This is a genomic window from Stutzerimonas sp. Brlt_14, from assembly GCF_051948915.1.
GTDB lineage: Bacteria > Pseudomonadota > Gammaproteobacteria > Pseudomonadales > Pseudomonadaceae > Stutzerimonas > Stutzerimonas stutzeri.
The window spans coordinates 195,038-211,648 of sequence record NZ_JAYJLM010000005.1 but is presented as its reverse complement, the minus strand read 5'-3'; the positions used below and the strand labels follow the sequence as shown (position 1 = coordinate 211,648).

Annotated in this window: 13 protein-coding genes and 1 tRNA gene; 2 read left to right on the top strand and 12 right to left on the bottom strand. The window is 59.5% G+C overall.

The genetic code is table 11. From position 1 onward, the window contains the following. Positions 1 to 18: 18 nt before the first annotated feature. The 12 genes from VF716_RS14150 to VF716_RS14095 all read right to left on the bottom strand — a co-directional run bounded on the left by VF716_RS14150 (position 19) and on the right by VF716_RS14095 (position 15,277). Positions 19 to 1,104 carry a nuclease gene (locus VF716_RS14150; RefSeq protein WP_049325623.1) on the bottom strand — a complete coding sequence of 362 codons (1,086 nt, stop codon included), beginning with the start codon at positions 1,102 to 1,104 and terminating at the stop codon, positions 19 to 21. 16 nt (positions 1,105 to 1,120) lie between these two features. Further along, positions 1,121 to 2,839, bottom strand: a complete 1,719-nt coding sequence (locus VF716_RS14145) for a restriction endonuclease subunit S (RefSeq protein WP_108241635.1) — start codon at positions 2,837 to 2,839, stop codon at positions 1,121 to 1,123. Further along, positions 2,836 to 3,804 (bottom strand): Fic family protein, encoded by a 969-nt coding sequence (gene rhuM, locus VF716_RS14140; RefSeq protein WP_125870950.1) that lies wholly within the window; start codon positions 3,802 to 3,804, stop codon positions 2,836 to 2,838. The genes VF716_RS14145 and rhuM overlap by 4 nt, the downstream gene beginning before the upstream one ends. Beyond that, positions 3,801 to 5,267 carry a type I restriction-modification system subunit M gene (locus tag VF716_RS14135; protein WP_285533207.1) on the bottom strand — a complete coding sequence of 489 codons (1,467 nt, stop codon included), beginning with the start codon at positions 5,265 to 5,267 and terminating at the stop codon, positions 3,801 to 3,803. The genes rhuM and VF716_RS14135 overlap by 4 nt, the downstream gene beginning before the upstream one ends. A 2-nt stretch (positions 5,268 to 5,269) precedes the next feature. Beyond that, positions 5,270 to 6,406, bottom strand: coding sequence for an HNH endonuclease (locus tag VF716_RS14130; protein WP_238377723.1), 1,137 nt, complete (start codon positions 6,404 to 6,406; stop codon positions 5,270 to 5,272). Positions 6,407 to 6,642: 236 nt separating this feature from the next. Continuing rightward, positions 6,643 to 9,006: an EcoAI/FtnUII family type I restriction enzme subunit R gene (gene hsdR, locus VF716_RS14125; protein ID WP_041755422.1), complete on the bottom strand. Its 2,364-nt coding sequence runs from the start codon at positions 9,004 to 9,006 to the stop codon at positions 6,643 to 6,645. A gap of 277 nt (positions 9,007 to 9,283) precedes the next feature. Next, positions 9,284 to 9,931, bottom strand: coding sequence for a hypothetical protein (locus VF716_RS14120; protein WP_011912637.1), 648 nt, complete (start codon positions 9,929 to 9,931; stop codon positions 9,284 to 9,286). A 711-nt stretch (positions 9,932 to 10,642) separates the two neighbouring features. Continuing rightward, a tRNA-Thr gene (locus VF716_RS14115) sits at positions 10,643 to 10,718 on the bottom strand. An 83-nt stretch (positions 10,719 to 10,801) separates the two neighbouring features. Beyond that, complete coding sequence (locus tag VF716_RS14110) at positions 10,802 to 11,560, bottom strand: DUF3618 domain-containing protein (protein WP_020307370.1); 759 nt, start codon at positions 11,558 to 11,560, stop codon at positions 10,802 to 10,804. Beyond that, the gene (locus VF716_RS14105; protein WP_011912633.1) at positions 11,557 to 11,985 is read right to left on the bottom strand and encodes a phage holin family protein; all 429 of its coding nucleotides are present in this window, start codon (positions 11,983 to 11,985) and stop codon (positions 11,557 to 11,559) included. Before VF716_RS14105 ends, VF716_RS14110 begins: the two co-directional genes overlap by 4 nt. Beyond that, entirely contained in the window at positions 11,982 to 12,752 is a 771-nt protein-coding gene (locus VF716_RS14100; RefSeq protein ID WP_020307369.1) for a hypothetical protein, read from the bottom strand. Before VF716_RS14100 ends, VF716_RS14105 begins: the two co-directional genes overlap by 4 nt. Positions 12,753 to 13,198: 446 nt before the next feature. Next, complete coding sequence (locus tag VF716_RS14095) at positions 13,199 to 15,277, bottom strand: glycoside hydrolase family 5 protein (protein ID WP_011912631.1); 2,079 nt, start codon at positions 15,275 to 15,277, stop codon at positions 13,199 to 13,201. Between the two features lie 533 nt (positions 15,278 to 15,810). Between VF716_RS14095 and VF716_RS14090 the strand changes: the two genes are divergently transcribed. Further along, on the top strand, positions 15,811 to 16,023 hold the full coding sequence (locus VF716_RS14090) for a DUF2945 domain-containing protein (RefSeq protein ID WP_013982283.1): 213 nt from the start codon (positions 15,811 to 15,813) through the stop codon (positions 16,021 to 16,023). A gap of 4 nt (positions 16,024 to 16,027) precedes the next feature. Then, positions 16,028 to 16,606: a DUF488 domain-containing protein gene (locus tag VF716_RS14085; protein ID WP_011912629.1), complete on the top strand. Its 579-nt coding sequence runs from the start codon at positions 16,028 to 16,030 to the stop codon at positions 16,604 to 16,606. Positions 16,607 to 16,611 lie beyond the last annotated feature (5 nt).

Here is a 16,611-nt window from a genome sequence, read left to right as displayed (position 1 = left end):
ATCAAAGCAATTCGCGAATCAGGCTTTCACGCCGAAGCGTTCTTTCAATCGGTCCACCGTCCATCGCCACTTCGGGGTGGTTGGGCGGCAGATAGTGTTCTGGTTGCCGAACAGGCCGACTTCCTTGATGGCTTCGTTCAGCGGTAGGCTGAACAGCCACTCCACTGAGACGAAGTACTCACAACGCTCCGGGTCATCGGCCAGGTCACGGTGATAATTAGCGCCGTTGAGCAGTTCCAGCGCCGGCACCTCGGTGCCTTGATAGGGAATACGAAACTCGATGGCTGGGGTGGCATGGCTGGTAACCCGCGCAACGCCGACATAGCCGGCGCCGGGGACGTTTACCCAGATGCGGTCGCCAGGGCTGAGTACCTTCAGGCTGTTGCTGTACCAGCTGCCACCACCGCCGCAGATGAAGCCAAACTGCCGTGCCTCGGGCCAGGAGCGGCTGGGGCCGTGGCCGAAGGAGCAGTAGAACTCGCCGTTCCAGGGCTCGCTGGGTGTACCGGGCTTGGCCACAGCTGTGGGTTGCGGCGTCTCGGCTGGGTCGAGTAGCCAAGCGCGGCTGATCAGTTGCAGCTCACCGAGTTGGAACACCTGAAAGCACAGCACATTGATCGCTATATCGCGCTCGCTGAGGTAGCTGACGATGCGCTCGCTGCTGGCATCCAGCTCGACGGCGACGATAACGATCTGATGGCTCTGATTGAGCGACTCGGCATCCAGCGGCACGCCGAAACGCGCCTGGAAATCAGCAGCCAGATCGCCCTGCGGCTTGAAGCGCTGGTAGATGGCAGCAATCTCGTCCGCCTCCAGCCGCTCGACCCAGGCGGCATAGTCCAGCGCCTGCGCCACCACCTCACGTGGGGTGCGGTCGCGTTTGAGTTCGATCAGCACCAGCGAGGCATCCGGCGCCAGTGCCAGCAGGTCGATGCGACCACCATAGCCGGTGCTTTCCTGCTGACCGATCAGCAGCCAGGCCTCCGAAACCAATGCCGGTGCTGCGACGATCATATTCTCGAGCAACTGCTCGCTGACTAACCGCGCCGCCTTGAGGGCTACGGGTTGCGCTCCGACGGTCCAGACTTGCGTGCGTATAGGCATCCCTGCACTCCTGCGTTTAGGCCACGGCCTGCTCGACCAATGCGGTAGCCAGCCGTTCATTGAGTTGGCGAGCCTGGGTCAGGCGGGTTTTGAGTTGATCGCAGAGCGCCATCAGCTGATCGACTTTGGCGACGATACGGTGCTGTTCGATAATGGGCGGAACCGCAATTGGCATTTTCAGAAGAATGCCGTGATTTAGATTCACCATGGTTGTACCCACGGCTGCACCGGCCAGATAAGTGCGAACCGAATGGCACCGGAACAGAATCCAGACATAGGCTCTTGAAATTTCCGAAGTGAATCGGAGAACAAAGCTTCCGGTGCCACAGAGCCAGCCCTCCTCCGCTTCGGTGACCAGTGCTGCGCGCCCAACTTCACCACGTCGAGCCATAACAATATCTCCCGCCGATAATCGGTATGAATCAAGGCTTACAGCCCTCTCGGGCAAAAGAGAAACAGAACTGTCAGCGACTATGCGCCCATCGACCATGTGAGATGGGTTCACCAAGGGAACCCCTCCATCTACATAGTCTGATTGATGGATCAACGATCCAAATGGGCCAGTAGAAACATCCAATGCAAATTCGGCAAAGCGTTGCCACTTCCAGCCCGAAGGAGGCTCAAATGACATTTCGGACTCATCGATTTCAGCGAGCGGCTTCTGCTTCTTGAGCTTACCCTCAGCAACCAAACGGGCCTTTTCCTTGGCAATCCGCTTAAGCAACTCACTGGCCGGCTCATCGTTGGGATCCTGCGGCACCAGTTTGCCCATCACGGCCAGTTGCAGCAGGGTTTGTTTGAGGGCGTCAATACTGGATTCGGTGGTGAACAGGGTGTGGAAGTTTTCGGCCAGGCGGTGCCAGCTGGCGGCGAAGTCCTCAGCATCGGCGGCCTGAGTCAGGCTGCCGAGCATCGCTTGCACCAGTTGCGCGTGGGCGCTTTCGGCGTCGGCCTGCTGGGCTTCCAGGCGGTCGCACAAAGCCATTAGCTCATCGACTTTGGCGACGATGCGGTGTTGTTCGGCGAGTGGGGGCAGCGGGCAAGGTGTTTCATTAGCTCTTGCGATAGTGAGCGTATGTACGGTTGTACCCATGCTCTCTGAATGTATGGTGTTTACCCAAAGCGGCGACTCAAAGTATTTGAGAAGGTAGTCTGAATTATCACCAATGTAGTTTTTAAAAATCAGGACACTAGCATCCTTAAAATAAAAGCGATCATATACCCGCACACGATATGGGACGCCAATCGTTCCCACCCCTGTAAGCATTATGTCGCCGGATTCTGGAACTGACCCTCCAGTGGATAGCTCCTGATAAAGCTTTTCTGAAATGAATAGCTCATTGTCAACGAAGCCATCTTTGGCTAGCCGTACTATTTCCCGAGCGCGGTAGAAAGGAACTCCGCTAGCTTGCCAATCTTTCTGATGTACACGCGAGCTGGAGCCGATCAGACCCAACTCTCCAAGGCGCGACCACTCCCAACCGGCAGGCAGCTCAAACGGTTTTTCTTCGCTGATCTTTGCTAGAGGCTTGGGCTTTCTGATCTTCCCCTCAGCCACCAACCGCGCCTTTTCCTCGGCAACCCGCTTAAGCAACTCACTGGCCGGCTCATCACTGGGATCTTGCGGCACCAACTTGCCGCGCACCGCCAGTTCCAGAATTAGCTCACGCAGCTTTTTGATGCCATTGGGCGCGCCGGCCAGCAGCGGCAGGTTATCGGTCAGCAAAGCGGTCATGGGCGGGTTTCCGGGGCAAGCATGTTCATGATCAGGCGGATCAGGGTGTCTTTCTGTGCGGGGGCGGATTCGGCGACCAGCAGGGTCAACGCCGCCAGGCCGGTGTCGTTGATCACGGCGTTGCCCTCGGCATCAAGCAGGCGGTCGTTGCGGTGCAGGAAGTCGACGAAGAGGTAGGCGCCACTGCGTTTATTGCCATCGGCAAAGGGATGGTTCTTGACCACGAAGTACAGCAGGTGGGCCGCTTTGCTCTCAAGGCTCGGGTAGGCCGGTTCGCCGAAGACGCTTTGTTCGAGGTTGCCGAGCAGCGCCGCCAGGCCGTCGCCGCGTTCACGAGCGAACAGGTCGCTGGCTTCGCCACGGGCCATCAGCTGGACTTTGAGCTCGGCCAGCTGCCGGCGCGCCTGGTTAGCATCGGGCAACTCACCGCCGGGGCTGCCCGTTGGCTCGGTGAGCAGGCCTTCGTCGTAGCGCTGCAGCCAGAGGAAGGTCTGGGTGTAGCGGCTGACGATTTCCACTAGCCCACGCCCGCCGGCTTCGCCCAGTTCGGGCGTGCGAGCGGCCTTGCGCACCAGTTCCAATGCCGCCTCCAGCTCGCGAGCGTTGGCCTCGAAGCGTTCGCGGTTGAGACTGTAGCCGCGGGTCAGGTGTTGCTTGAGTACCTCATTGGCCCATTGGCGAAAGCGCGTGCCTTCACGGGACTTCACCCGGTAGCCGAGAGAGATGATCACGTCGAGGTTGTAAAAGGTCACCGGCTTGTCAGAGCCAGCAATGTGCAGATTTTGCACATTGCTTTCACGCTCCAGCTCGCCCTCGGCGAAGACGTTGCGGATATGCCGGCCGATCACGGTGCGGTCACGGCCGAACAGCTCGGCCAGCTGCTCCTGGCGTAGCCATACGCTGTCGTGCTCGACGGTGACGGCGATCTGGCCGCTGGCACTTTCATAGATCGCGACGTCGCTCATGGCCGCTCCAGCGCCTCGGCCAGCACGGCCTTGAGCTGGTCGCGCAGCTGGCTGATTTCGCCTTGCAGCTGGGCGTAGTCTCGTAGCAACTGGTCCGGGTCGTGGCTGATCTGCTCGCCGACATGGGGGTTCTTGCAGTCGAGGTTCCAGTTGCGAGCTTTCAGTTCATCCAGGCTGACCTTCCAGGCGAACTCGTTTTCCACGCGTGCGGCAAAGCCATCGGCCTCAGTGCCCCACCAGGCCTCTTCCACGGCGAACTCTTCGATGCGCATGGGGCGCGTCTTGGAGTAGTTCTTAACGCCTGCCGGGTACTGGTGCTCGTAGAACCACACCTCTTTGGTCGGCGTGCCCTTGGTGAAGAACAGCAGGTTGGTCTTGATGCCGGTGTAGGGGTTGAACACACCGTTGGGCAAGCGAACGATGGTGTGCAGGTTGCACTCGGTGAGCAGCTTTTCCTTGATGCGGCTTTTGATGCCTTCACCGAACAGGAAGCCGTCAGGAAGCACCACTGCAGCGCGGCCGCCCTCTTTCAGCAGGTGCATGATCAGCACCAGAAACAGGTCAGCCGTTTCGCGGGTACGGAAGGCGGCCGGGAAGTTGGTTTCGATACCGTCTTCTTCCATGCCGCCAAACGGTGGGTTGGCGACGATGCAGTCGACCCGCTCTTTCGGGCCCCAGCTGATCAGCGGACGGGCCAGGGTATTGTCGTGGCGGATCTGGTTCGGCACTTCGATGCCATGGAGGATCATGTTGGTGGTGGCCAACAGGTGCGGCAGCGGCTTCTTCTCCACACCGTAGATGCTCGCCTGCAGTACCCGCTCATCCTCGGCGGTTTTTACATAGCGGCTGCGCTTGTGCTCGATGGTACAGGTGAGAAAGCCGCCGGTGCCGCAGGCCGGGTCCATCACCTTCTCGTCCAGCTTGGGATCGACCATGCGCACCATGAATTCGGTGACCGGGCGCGGCGTGTAGAACTCACCGGCGTTACCGGCGTTCTGCAGGTCGCGCAGCAGTTGTTCGTAGAGGTTACCGAACTCGTGGCGCTCCTGCGCCTTGTTGAAGTCCACGCCCTGCTGGATCTTATTGATCACCTGGCGCAGCAGTTGGCCGGACTTCATGTAGTTGTAGGCGTCTTCGAACACGCTGCGCACCACAAAGGCGGATGGCGTGTTGCTGTATTCGTGCAGGTTCTGTAGCTGCGGGAACAGGTTGTTGTCGATGAAGTCCTTCAGCGCATCACCGGTCATGCCTTCCGGGTCGGCAGCCCAGGTGCGCCAGCGGCAGCTTTCGGGGATGGGCGAGCGGTAGTTGTCGTCCATCAGCTCCCATTCCAGCTCGCGGTCATCGAAGATCTTGAGGAACAGCAGCCAGACCAGCTGGCCGATGCGCTGGGCGTCGCCGTCGACACCCACGTCTTTGCGCATGATGTCCTGGATGGATTTGATGGTGGAGCTGATGGACATGCTTACTTCCTAAACAGATTGTCACGATGCCAGGCCAGGTAGCCGCGATGACGCGGGTCGATCTGGCGCAGGCGAAGGTCGGGGGTGATATTGAGCGCTCGAGCGCTGTCGGGGTCCAGATCCTCGCCAAGGAGAATCTGCCCATGGTCATCGAAGCTGATCAAGCCTTGGTCGAAGGCCAGGTCAAGGTTTGGTGTCAGCAGGAGCCCGTTGAACTTGTCGAGCCGCTCTGCCCCACTGGCGGCGCGCCAGGGTTTGATGTGTGAGGCGCGCAACAGCGTCGGCACGCAGCAGTCGGTGACGGCACAGCCGCCCCAATACCCAAGCAGTTCATCGCGATAGCCGCTTTGACCGACGCGCGCCTTGATCAAGGCGTCGCGTTCGGTGTCTGTCAGCGCGATGTCTTCTGGTAGAACCTGGGCTAAGTCGGCGGAGTGCTCCGAGTTCGAAACCAGCGTCCGCGACTCGCCTAGTAGTTGATCGACCAGCATCAGCAAGGCTGCGCTGTTGTGGAATCCTACATCCACACCATAGGCAATGTCGCTTGCCCCTCCGTTGCGCCGCTTAGGAAAGCCGCGCAGATTGCTGTTGTGGTAGTAGCGCGTATGCCCCCTTGCGATACCGGGCAGCGATAGCAGGTCTTGCACGTCAGCCTCGTACTGGGGATGAAGCACGAGAGGCGCTTGCAGGCGAGCGTGGATACTGCTGCTTTGCTTGACGTACACAGGGGACGCCAAGTCTGGATGATCTAGGCGGACTACTTTCAGGCCTGATTGGGCCGGTTTCGTAAACCCTCGCTGCTGCAAAGTCGTAATGACTTCGTTAATGCTAAGCATGCCGACATCCGGGGTGGGTACTGCATGCTTTGCTACCGACTGCAGCTCGCTTAAACGCGGCGCTTCATTGGACGCTTCGCCTGATATCCATCCCATTTGCTGCAGTGCTGCCTTAACCTCTGGATACATGCAGGCTCTGCTTTCCCCTGTTTCTGGATCATCATCAAAGCCAGCAATGGCATAAACCTTCCACTTCGGGCTAGGGATACCAAGCGCTGTAATAAGTTTGCCGCCCAATCTTCCATATTGGATATTCGCTACTTGGAAGCTGGCTTTCCCTACCAGGGCAGCCAACTGCGTCATGGTGCATGCGTGCCCAGGAAAGCGAGCGTGCGCGATGAGCATGTCACGCTGTAGCGCTGTTATTTCTGGCTCGATGGTGCGTAGCGCACGGATGTATTCGTCCGTGCCTGGAGGGGTAATTCCACGTAGCGTGGCCCCCTTGGGCGCTGATGCCATTTGTATTTCCAAAGAAGGCTGCAAGTCGGTTACGTTTTGAGTGGCTGTCGCTTAGCGGACAGCGCGGCTAGCCGAAGGCATCAAGAGCCATACAACTCAGCCTCTAGATCGTGAATGGCTTGCTGATAGCCAGGCTTACCGCCAAACGCCCTCACAAGTTCCACAGGTGCACCTAACTGGCTGAAGGGTTCAAGCTGCAAGATCTTGATGTCTTCAATGTGCTCAATGCCCGTATCGGCGTACTTGTCGAGCAACGCCTCGAGCACCTGACGCGCAGCGCCGGAGTATTTGGCGAAGTAGTTGCGCTTCTTGACCTGGTCGGCACGCTCGCGACGCGATAAAGCGGGCTGGTCGAAGGCGACATGGCAGATCAGGTCGAACGGATCCAATAGCTTGCCCTGCTTCTTTTCCACTTCTTCGGCCAGGGCTTCCCACATCACGCCCTGAGCAGCCAATTCGTCAATGATCGCCCTCTTCTGCTCGGCATCACTCCAGCGGCGGAGAAAGTCGTCCAGCGAAGCGAACTGCTTTTTTACGCAGGTGCGGGTGTAGTCGTTCAGCGACTCGGTAATGAGCCGGCCGTCCGGACCGTAGTACTGCACGCGCTCGGCGATGACATAGATCGGAATGCTGTCGATGACGTACTTGATGCGCTTTTTGCCGCCCTCTTCGCCAGTGAACTCCAGCTCACCGGCCTCGGCCTCGCTGCCTGCGGTAATACCGTCGCCTTCCGACAGATCGTCCGGCGGGACCGGAGGCTCATCGCTTGACGGAGCGTAAATCACAACGGGATCGCCATCGAAGGCCGGATCGGCAAACAGCTCGGTGGCCTTCTTGAAATCCATGATGGTGAACCAGTATTTGCCGAAATCCTCGTTGATGCGGGTGCCCCGTCCGATGATCTGCTTGAACTCGGTCATGGATTTGATGTGCTGGTCGAGCACTACCAGCTTGCAGGTCTGGGCATCAACACCGGTGGTCATCAGCTTGCTGGTGGTGGCAATGGCCGGGTAGCGCGACTCAGGGTCGATAAAGTTGTCCAGCTCGGCCTTGCCTTCCTGATCATCCCCAGTGATACGCATGACGTACTTGCGATTCTCGGCCACGCGCTCAGGATTGAGGTTGACCAGCGCCTGCCGCATACGCTCGGCGTGGTTGATGTCGTCGCAGAAAATGATGGTCTTCTGGTACGGATCGGTGGCTTTGAGAAACTCGGTGACCTTCTGCGCTACCAGCTGAGTGCGCGCCTCGATGACCAGGGTGCGGTCCATGTCCTTGAGGTTGTAGATACGGTCTTCGATCAGCTCGCCATTTTTATCGAGCATGCCCTTGGGTGGCCGCCAGCCTTGCAGGTCTTTGTCGAAATCGATCCGAACCACCTTGTACGGTGCGAGAAAGCCGTCTTCGATACCTTGCTTCAAGGTGTAGCTGTACACCGGCTCACCGAAGTAGGTGATGCTGGAAACCTCTTTGGTTTCCTTCGGCGTGGCGGTGAGGCCGATATGGGTAGCACCAGAGAAGTAGTCAAGAATCTCTCGCCAGGCTGAATCCTCCGCTGCGCTGCCTCGGTGGCATTCGTCAATCACGATCAGATCGAAGAAGTCTCGGGAGAACTGCTTGTAGACGTTCTGCTCTTCTTCGGCACCGGTCACGGCCTGATACAGCGACAGGTAGATCTCGTAGGACGTATCGATCTGCCGCTTGGCGATCTTGGTCATCGCCGCGCCGAAGGGCTTGAAGTCGTTGTTCTTGGTCTGGTCGACGAGGATGTTGCGGTCGGCCAGAAAAAGGATGCGTTTCTTCTGCTTCGACTTCCACAGCCGCCAGATGATCTGAAAGGCGGTGTAGGTCTTGCCGGTGCCGGTGGCCATGACCAGCAGAATGCGATCCTGCCCTCGCGCGACGGCCTCAACGGTGCGATTGATGGCGTTGGTCTGGTAGTAACGCGGCATGCGCCCCGAGCCGTCGTCGTAGTACGGCGCCTCGGCCTTTTGCCGAGCATCACCTTCGAGGCCCTTCCAGCGGCAATAGCGCTGCCAGAGTTCGATGGGGCTTGGGAACTGGTCGAGGCTCAGCTCCGTTTCGACCTGATCACCCGTGCCGCTGCGGTCGTGAAACAGGAAGCCATCGCCGTTGCTGGAAAAAACGAACGGCACGTCCAGCGCTTCGGCATATCCCAGCGCCTGCTGCATACCCGAGCCCAGAGAGTGCTTATTGTCCTTGGCCTCAATAACGGCAATCGGAAGGTTCGGCTGATGATAGAGAATGTAGTCAGCACGGCGTGACTCGCCGCGGCTGTGCAGCTTGCCGCGCACAATGATGCGCCCTTTGGTGAAGCTGACTTCTTCACGGACCTGCTTCTGAATATCCCAGCCCGCCATGGCGATCGCAGGCGAGATGAATTTGCTGCAGATATCCCGCTCGGATAATGACTTCTTGTCCATGCGCCGGTCCCAAAAACGATAGCAATTCGGACGCCCCGACAAGGGCGATACATGCCCGAGCCGAACAGCCTGAGGAAGCGAGTATGCATTAATGAAAGCGCGCTTGAAGGCCATCCTTGACGTGCAGCAGCACCGCTAAGAGATGCTGCGATGGCCACAATATCTTTGTGCCATCATCGGGTAAAGCTAAACCCCTAGCGGCCCGCTAAACGGATCTATTCAGATCCACTTGCTCAACTTGAAGCAACGTCGCGCGATCTATCACGTCGGTGTGAATTTACCCCAAGCTGGCTAACCAAGGCCGGATGATCGCTTTGCGCTCCTCCAAACTAAGCGTGGCGACGCCCTCCTTCACCAGCGCCCGCTTATCTCCAGTATGCGGGTTTGCCACATAGGTGGTTATAGAGGGCAGCGTGTTCGGGTTCGCGCTCCACCGTAAATTGAACGCCGCCAGTTTGGGAAACCAGAATTGGCTGGCGTATGGCAAATTGTCGTGAATCCACCAAGCCAGCGGCGTCCAGTCCTGCCGCTCCTCATACCAGGGCAACAACGCCGGCACCACAACACAAGCGGTCGCACCCAGATAGCCGTCGGTATCCAAGTAATCCCAAATATGCCCACCGTAGTTGCTCTCGTTTGCGGCGCAACTATATTGGTTTTTGTTTTCTGCGCCCTTCGCATTGACTGCCGGAGCCCGATAGGCGGAGCGAATGCAGATCCGGCCAAAACGATCTTGGAGCGGCTCCAGCAATAATTCGCAAAGCTGACGCCCAGCCTCAATGGCACGGTCAGGGTAATCCGGGATGTTGGGAATGCCTTCAATCTGCGAGATTTCCGAGTACAGGAAGTCTCGCATGAAGAAGTGCTTGGATAGCCTTACGCGCCCTAAATCCTCTAGGGTGGCCACCGTAGCCGGCTTTTTCATCTGTAGTTGCTCCTTGCTGCCGCGTTGGTGAGTTCTGTACTGCAGTTGCCTTTGGCACCCGCTGTTGCAGTCGCAGAGTGGACGGCTCTGCTTAATGAGTCAGCCGCTCACACAATATGTCTACGGAGAAGACACATCTAGTCTGGCTACGTGTACAGGTAAAGTTTTCGAGCGGGATCATCCAGGTCCAGAGCTCGTGCAGGTCTGGGTACGGCCGGCGAAGCCCGCAGACGCATGCCTCATACCGAGGCTGTAGGCTGCATAAGAAAAAGCTCAGCGTCTTTGCCATCAAAACAGGAATTGGACGGCCGCCGATATGGTCAGCCCGGAGAGCCGGTACGCATCGCTGAAATGTCCATTTCCGTGCGTACCACCTTGCGCACCACGTTTTGCGTACCAGCACTGAGGTGGTATCCAAGCGGCGGTATCCAAAACGGTATCCACCCAAACCAGACAAATGCCACGTTCCCATCCCAGCCTGGGCGGCGTGGCGCAGAGCGCAGCCGGCAAAGGAGCAGCCCCAAGGCCACTTCGTCCACGGAATGACGGAGGAACTCAATTGCGTGTGTTTCAGCAAACCATACGAAGCCAATGATCTGCCAGCATCGCTCATCGGCCCAGCTCACTCGGGAAGGCTACCGAAACGTAACCCCGGCGTAACCCCGACCCAGAAACGAAAAAGGCCCGCATAGCTGCGAGCCTTGATTTCATTGGTGCCGGAGACAGGAGTCGAACCTGCGACCTTCGCATTACGAATGCGCTGCTCTACCTACTGAGCTACACCGGCGCCAGGCGGCGGATTATCGGAGGTTATGCGATCGGACTCAAGCCCACCGCGCGCTTCGCGAACGGCAACCCGCCGGCGCTCCGTCAGTGCGGCCGTGAGGCCGGTTGGCCGTGATCGCGCTCTAGGTCGTGCTTTACCTGGCTGGCCAGATGCTCACCTTCGGCACTGGCCATTTCGTAGCCTTCACGGGCCTTGTGCTTGAGCTTGCCGGTCAGCTCGTCGCTCTTCTGACCCATCAGTTCGTCTTCACGACGGGTCGGTGGAACGGTAGCAGCCAGCAGAGCACCCAGGGCAATACCCATGGCGCCAAGGGCCAGCGGCTGCTCGTTGAGCAACTGGCTGAAACCACCACGAGCGCGATCGGCGGTGTGCTTCAGGCTTTCCGCCGCCTGACGGCTGGAGTCGCTGACCCGATGGCGGGCGCTGCCCAGACTACTGGAGGCGTCATGACTCATCTGAGCCGCCTTGTCCTTAACGCCGGTGCCCTGCTGCTTCAGGCCAGAGGCCTTGGCCGCGAGCTTGTCGGTCATCGACGGGCCGCTGGAAGCGTGGGCACTGTAATCCGGGCGACGATTCTGCCCGGCCATCAGCCAGACCAATCCGATGCCGGTAAGCAAGGTGGGCACGGGGTTAGCCTTCACCGTATCGCTGAGATTGTGCAGGAACTCACCGCCACCACCTTTGGCGTAGCCCAGTGCGGTGTCGATCATCTGCCCCGGCGACAATTTGCTCTCCAGAGCATGGACGATGTTGCCGATCTCGGCACGCTGCTGATCGATCTCGCGTTCGAGCGTGCTCGGGTCTTTCTGCGCTTCCAGATCTATCTGATTGTGCGTACTCATGCGTGCCCCCTGACGATTTCTTTGTCCTTCTGCAGAGAATGGATGGTGCGGTCAGGCTTCAACGAAGACGCTTCGAATTTCTTCTTGCCCGCCGAGACCATGATCAGGCCTACCACCACCACGACCACGCCGACGATCAGCGCAGCGAGCCACAGCTCCATCATCGTTCCGAGGAAGTACACTGCCGACATCAGCAGCACGATGAAGCCAGCCAGCAACACGGCACCACCGGTGGCCACGCTCGCGGCGCCGGCTTTGGTGGCACGGATGGATTCGCTCAGCTCGGCCTTGGCCAGAGCCAGCTCCTTGGTGAACAGTGACGGCACTTCACGCGTCAGCTGCCGCAACAGGCCGCCCACGGAAGTGTCGTGCTCGGGGTTCGCCGCCGGTTCGTAAGGCGTGTTCAGGTTACGTTGCTCGTTCATCGATTCAGCCCTCCGTTTGTGCCTCTGCCGTTGGCGCCGATGCCGTTGGTGCTGCCCGGCGTCGAGGTCATGCCCGCATTGCTGACGCTGCCGACCGTACCGCCCGATGCGCCGCTTGAAATGCGCGAATCGAGTTCGGCCTGGCTCGGCAGGGTTTCAGCTGTCACGTCAGCCGGAACGCCCAGTGGCGAAGTGGGATGCGGTCGAGCAGCATCGGAATGGCCGTAATCGGTGGTGGGCTCGCGTGCCGTCGTGTGGGTGCGATTACTCGAAGCCCGCGCAAAGCGGGTCAGGCCGAAGCCGAGGGCGACGCTGCCGGCAATGAACAGGCCCGGATTGTTGCGCGCCAGGCGGTTCACCTCGCCGACCAGCTCGTCGACGCTCTTGCCGCGCAGGTTGTCGGCCAGGTCGACCATGCTCTGAGCAATGTCGGACACGTAGTGGGACAAGCCGGTGCTGTCCTGATTTTCCAGCTCTGCGGCGGCAGCCTTGGCGCTTTGCGCGACCTTTTCCAGTTCGTCGGCAGCGGTGCCGCGATAGCTGTCCAGCTGTGCCTTGCCCTGATTTTTCAGCTGTTCGCCGGCTTCGGCTGCCTTGGCCTTGATGTCCTCGCTGGTCGCACCCTGGCTGACCCCGGAGCCACTCATCGGGGCCACGCCATTGCCGGACGACGAACTGCTCGACTGTCCGCTGGAGGCGGCCTTCTGCGGCGTGCCGGTGCCGGCTTGGCCGCCGTAACCTGTGATTTCTTCATCGGGTGTCGTCATTTTGTCCACCTTTATAGGGTTATGGATTGGCCGGATGACCACGGTCCGTTGAAGCACAGCGATGCGGATCGCCGCGGCCGTGCAATGTAAGTGCGCACATAAATGGTGACCGGACCCCATTTTTCGAGTTCCGTGGCTCGGGCCAGACGGTTCCGGCGTTCGCTGGCGGGCTATCGCGGCGGCGCCGGTAGTGGACGAGCGAGCCGGACAGCGCTGGTTTGCTGGCGCTCTGCCCACGATGCGCCTGCAGGCGGCATCGCGACTGGGCTACGGATCGGCGTACGAAAACAAGCGAAACGGCGCGCGACGGCGCGTTTGTGACCGAATGGTCGAAGGTAGCCGGCGCCGGGCTGTCTCGAGCGAGCCGACGAGCTGTAGCAGACAGGCTGGGCGCTGAAACGCAAAAACGGGCCCGAAGGCCCGTTCTTGCTTGAGGGGTGAAGTCCTTACAGCGGACCGATGCTGGTGCAGCTGTGCGCGGTCTTGGCGTGCTTCTGCAGAATCGGCAGCTGCGGGCGGTGCTTGCCACTGGTCACGTCCAGCGACAGTGCGTACTCGCCCCACCAGGGACCTGCTGCCCAGTAAGTGCTGGGGATGCAGTTCTGACGCAGGTAAGACAGCAGGTTGTCAGTGGCCACCAGGGCGGACGGCGAGAAGTCCGGAATACCGTGCTCACCGATGTAGCCACGCAGCTTGTTCTGCTTCAGCCAGTCGACGAAGGGCTTGACGCGATTGACACCGATCATCGGGTCGAACTTTTCGTTCTTGTCGAAGTAGTTACCGGAGAAATCCTTGTCGATGTACATGTGTGCTTCGTACACCAGGTTGTTCTTCGGATCGCGCATCCACGGGTTGCTGATCAGCTGAGTGTTGTAGTGCGGCCAGTGGAAGGCACTGGACCAGCGGTCACCGGCCACGTAGATCCAGCGCTTGGAATCCACGGTGCGGATCGCCTGAGCAGCAGCGAGGGCGGCCTGCGGCCAGAGCCCATTGGTCGAATGTGGCTCGTTCATCAGACCGTAACCTTCCACCGCCGGGTGGTTGACCACTTCCTGCGCAATCTGCTTCCACACCGCCGCGAACGAGCTGATGGGTACTTCGTTCGAGCCGATCAGCTTGTTGAAATAGCGGTAGTAGTTGTGCAGGTCGAGGATCACCTTGACGTTGTGCTTCTGCGCGAAATCCAGCGACTGCTTCAGGCGCGCAAGTTCTGTGGCATTCAGCGGCGTGTTCAGCTTGGGCTGGATACGCTCCCAGAGGAACGGCAGGCGTACCAGCGGCATGCCGAGGTCGGCGTACTTCTTGTAGTACGACTCGGCCGGGTAGGTGTAGTTGGTGCCGTGTGTACCGGGAACCACCGACGGGCCGAAGCCTGCACCGGACAGGTTGACGCCAACCAGCAGCGGTTTGCCATTGGTGGTGCTCGGCGCTGACGGCGCTGGGCTCGGGGCCGGCGCTACAGCAGCAGGCGGCGTGGTGACCGAGGGAGCCGAAGGCGTGGCGGAGGTGCTGACCACGGAGACCGTCTTCGGGTAACCGATAGCAGCGCCGTTGATGGCCGCGCCTTCCAGGAACACGCTCATGTTGCTGCCGACCAGTTGGGTACGCAGAACCTTGCGCACCTGGCCGTCAGCCAGTTTTACCGATGCACCGGTCTTGAAAGCGGCGACGTTGGCGCTGGTTGCCTGGATGGAGAACCCGGCGGACGCACGGAACACCCCGTTCAGCCACTCATTGTTGGTGAAGCTGTTCAGGTTGCTGGTGGCAACGACCGAAGACGAAGGTGCGGTCGGTGCCGGAGCAGTTGCGGTAGTACCGGCGAGGGTCAGCTTGTTGGGCGCGCCCACTACACTTCCGTTAACCGCGGCGCCTTCGAGGAAGACGCTCATGTTGCTACCGACGACTTGTGCCTGGGTAATCTTGCGAACCTGACCATCGGCCAGTTTTACCGAAGCACCGACTTTGAAGTTGGCCTTATTGCCATCGTTGGCGGGAATGGAGAAGCCCGGCGACTTGCGCCAGACACCATTGAGCCAATCGGTGTTGGTAAAGGAATTAATGCTGGTGGAGTAAGCAGTCGCAGTCGACGGCGCGGTTACTGCAGGCGCCGCGGTAGCGGGAGCCGAAGTTGCGGCAGCCACGGTTGCGACCGACTGCGGTGCACCCACCTTGTTGCCATCGAGCTTGGCGCCATCAAGGAACACACTCATGTTGCTGCCGACGACCTGCGCGCGGCTGATGGTGCGCACTTGGCCGTCCGCCAGGCGAACCGAGGCGCCCGCCTTGAAAGCCGCCTGGTTGGCATCCGTTGCTGGAATGGAGAAGCCTGCGCCAGTGCGCCAGACGCCATTAAGCCAGTCGGTATTGGTAAAGGCGTTGACCTTGGTGGAAACGGAGGCTGCAGCGACAGCGGTAGCTGCAGCAGCGTAAGGAACAGTTGCTACGGTTACGCCACCCATGAGGGCAGCCATGGCGATGGAAGCGACGAGTGCCTTACGGGCACCGGTAAACAGGTTGGTGGACATTGAGTCTCTCCGGAACTTACTACTTCAAAGGCCCAGCCTTCGAAAAGTGACGGGAGGTCGATAAGTCGTGGGGCGATACTGGAAGGAACCGCGGTGTCACAACAAACGAACCGTTCTACAAGAAATTTCCCGCCGTCCACCCCCTGAACAAACCGGTAAATCGTCTTGCGTGGCGGCTTTATAATAGGTTCGAAAAAATAATGGAAATCTTTGTGGCGGAAAAAGATCGCCAATAAGCCGCCATATATCTGTCACCGATATTATGTTGCCATTATATAAACGGGTACAGATATCGATTTGATATGACGCTTAGCCCCCTTGTTAGAGGAATTTGTCGTTCCGCTTGCGACGGTTTTTTGAATTCGCCAACTTTCAAACGGCATTAAATCCTATGATTTTGTCCCGACGAACGGCACCGCATAATTGCGCGAAACGGCAGGGATTAATCCCTATATAAGGGTGACGCTCGGGCAACCGTCGGCGCGCTTTCGAGGTCCAACATGAGGATCAACAGACGCAGGCGGAGGTTAGCGATGAGCCATAAGTTCAAGGTCGGCGATCACGTGAGCTGGAACTCGGAAGCGGGACGAGTCCGCGGTCGCATCACTAGGGTGCACACGGCCGACACCGAGTTCATGGGCCGGACCCGGCGTGCCAGCCCCGAAGCACCGCAGTACGAGATCAAGAGCGACAAGACCGATCACGTGGCGATGCATAAAGAGTCGGCGCTGACCAAACTGGACTGATTGCATGACTGACACGCTGACCGTCTGGACCATCGGCCATTCGAACCGCCCGCTGGAGGCCTTTGTCGAGCTGCTGCAGCTGCACGGCATCGAAGCCATCGCCGACGTGCGCCGCTTCCCCGGTTCGCGGCGGCTGCCACAGTTCGGCAGCGAGGCGCTGCGGGGTGCATTGGGTGAGGCGGGTATCGGCTATGCCTGGTTCGAGGAGCTTGGCGGTCGCCGACGGCCGCTTGCGGATTCGCCCAACCTGGCCTGGCGCAACAGCTCCTTTCGCGGCTACGCCGATCATTTGCAGAGCGACGAATTCAACCGCGGGCTCAACCGTTTGCTGGAAATGGCGGGCCGGCAACGCACCGCGATGATGTGCGCCGAGGTGCTCTGGTGGCGCTGCCACCGCTCACTGGTATCGGATGTGCTGAAAACCCGAGGTATCGAGGTGCTGCACATCCAGGACGAGAAGCCGCCCGCCGCCCACCCTTTCACTGCCCCGGCACGGCTGGTCGACGGCCAGCTGAGCTATGCCGCAGGCAAGGGCGTGCCGCTGAGGAAGGAAGCTGGCAGCCAGATCGACCTGGATCTTTAGCCCAT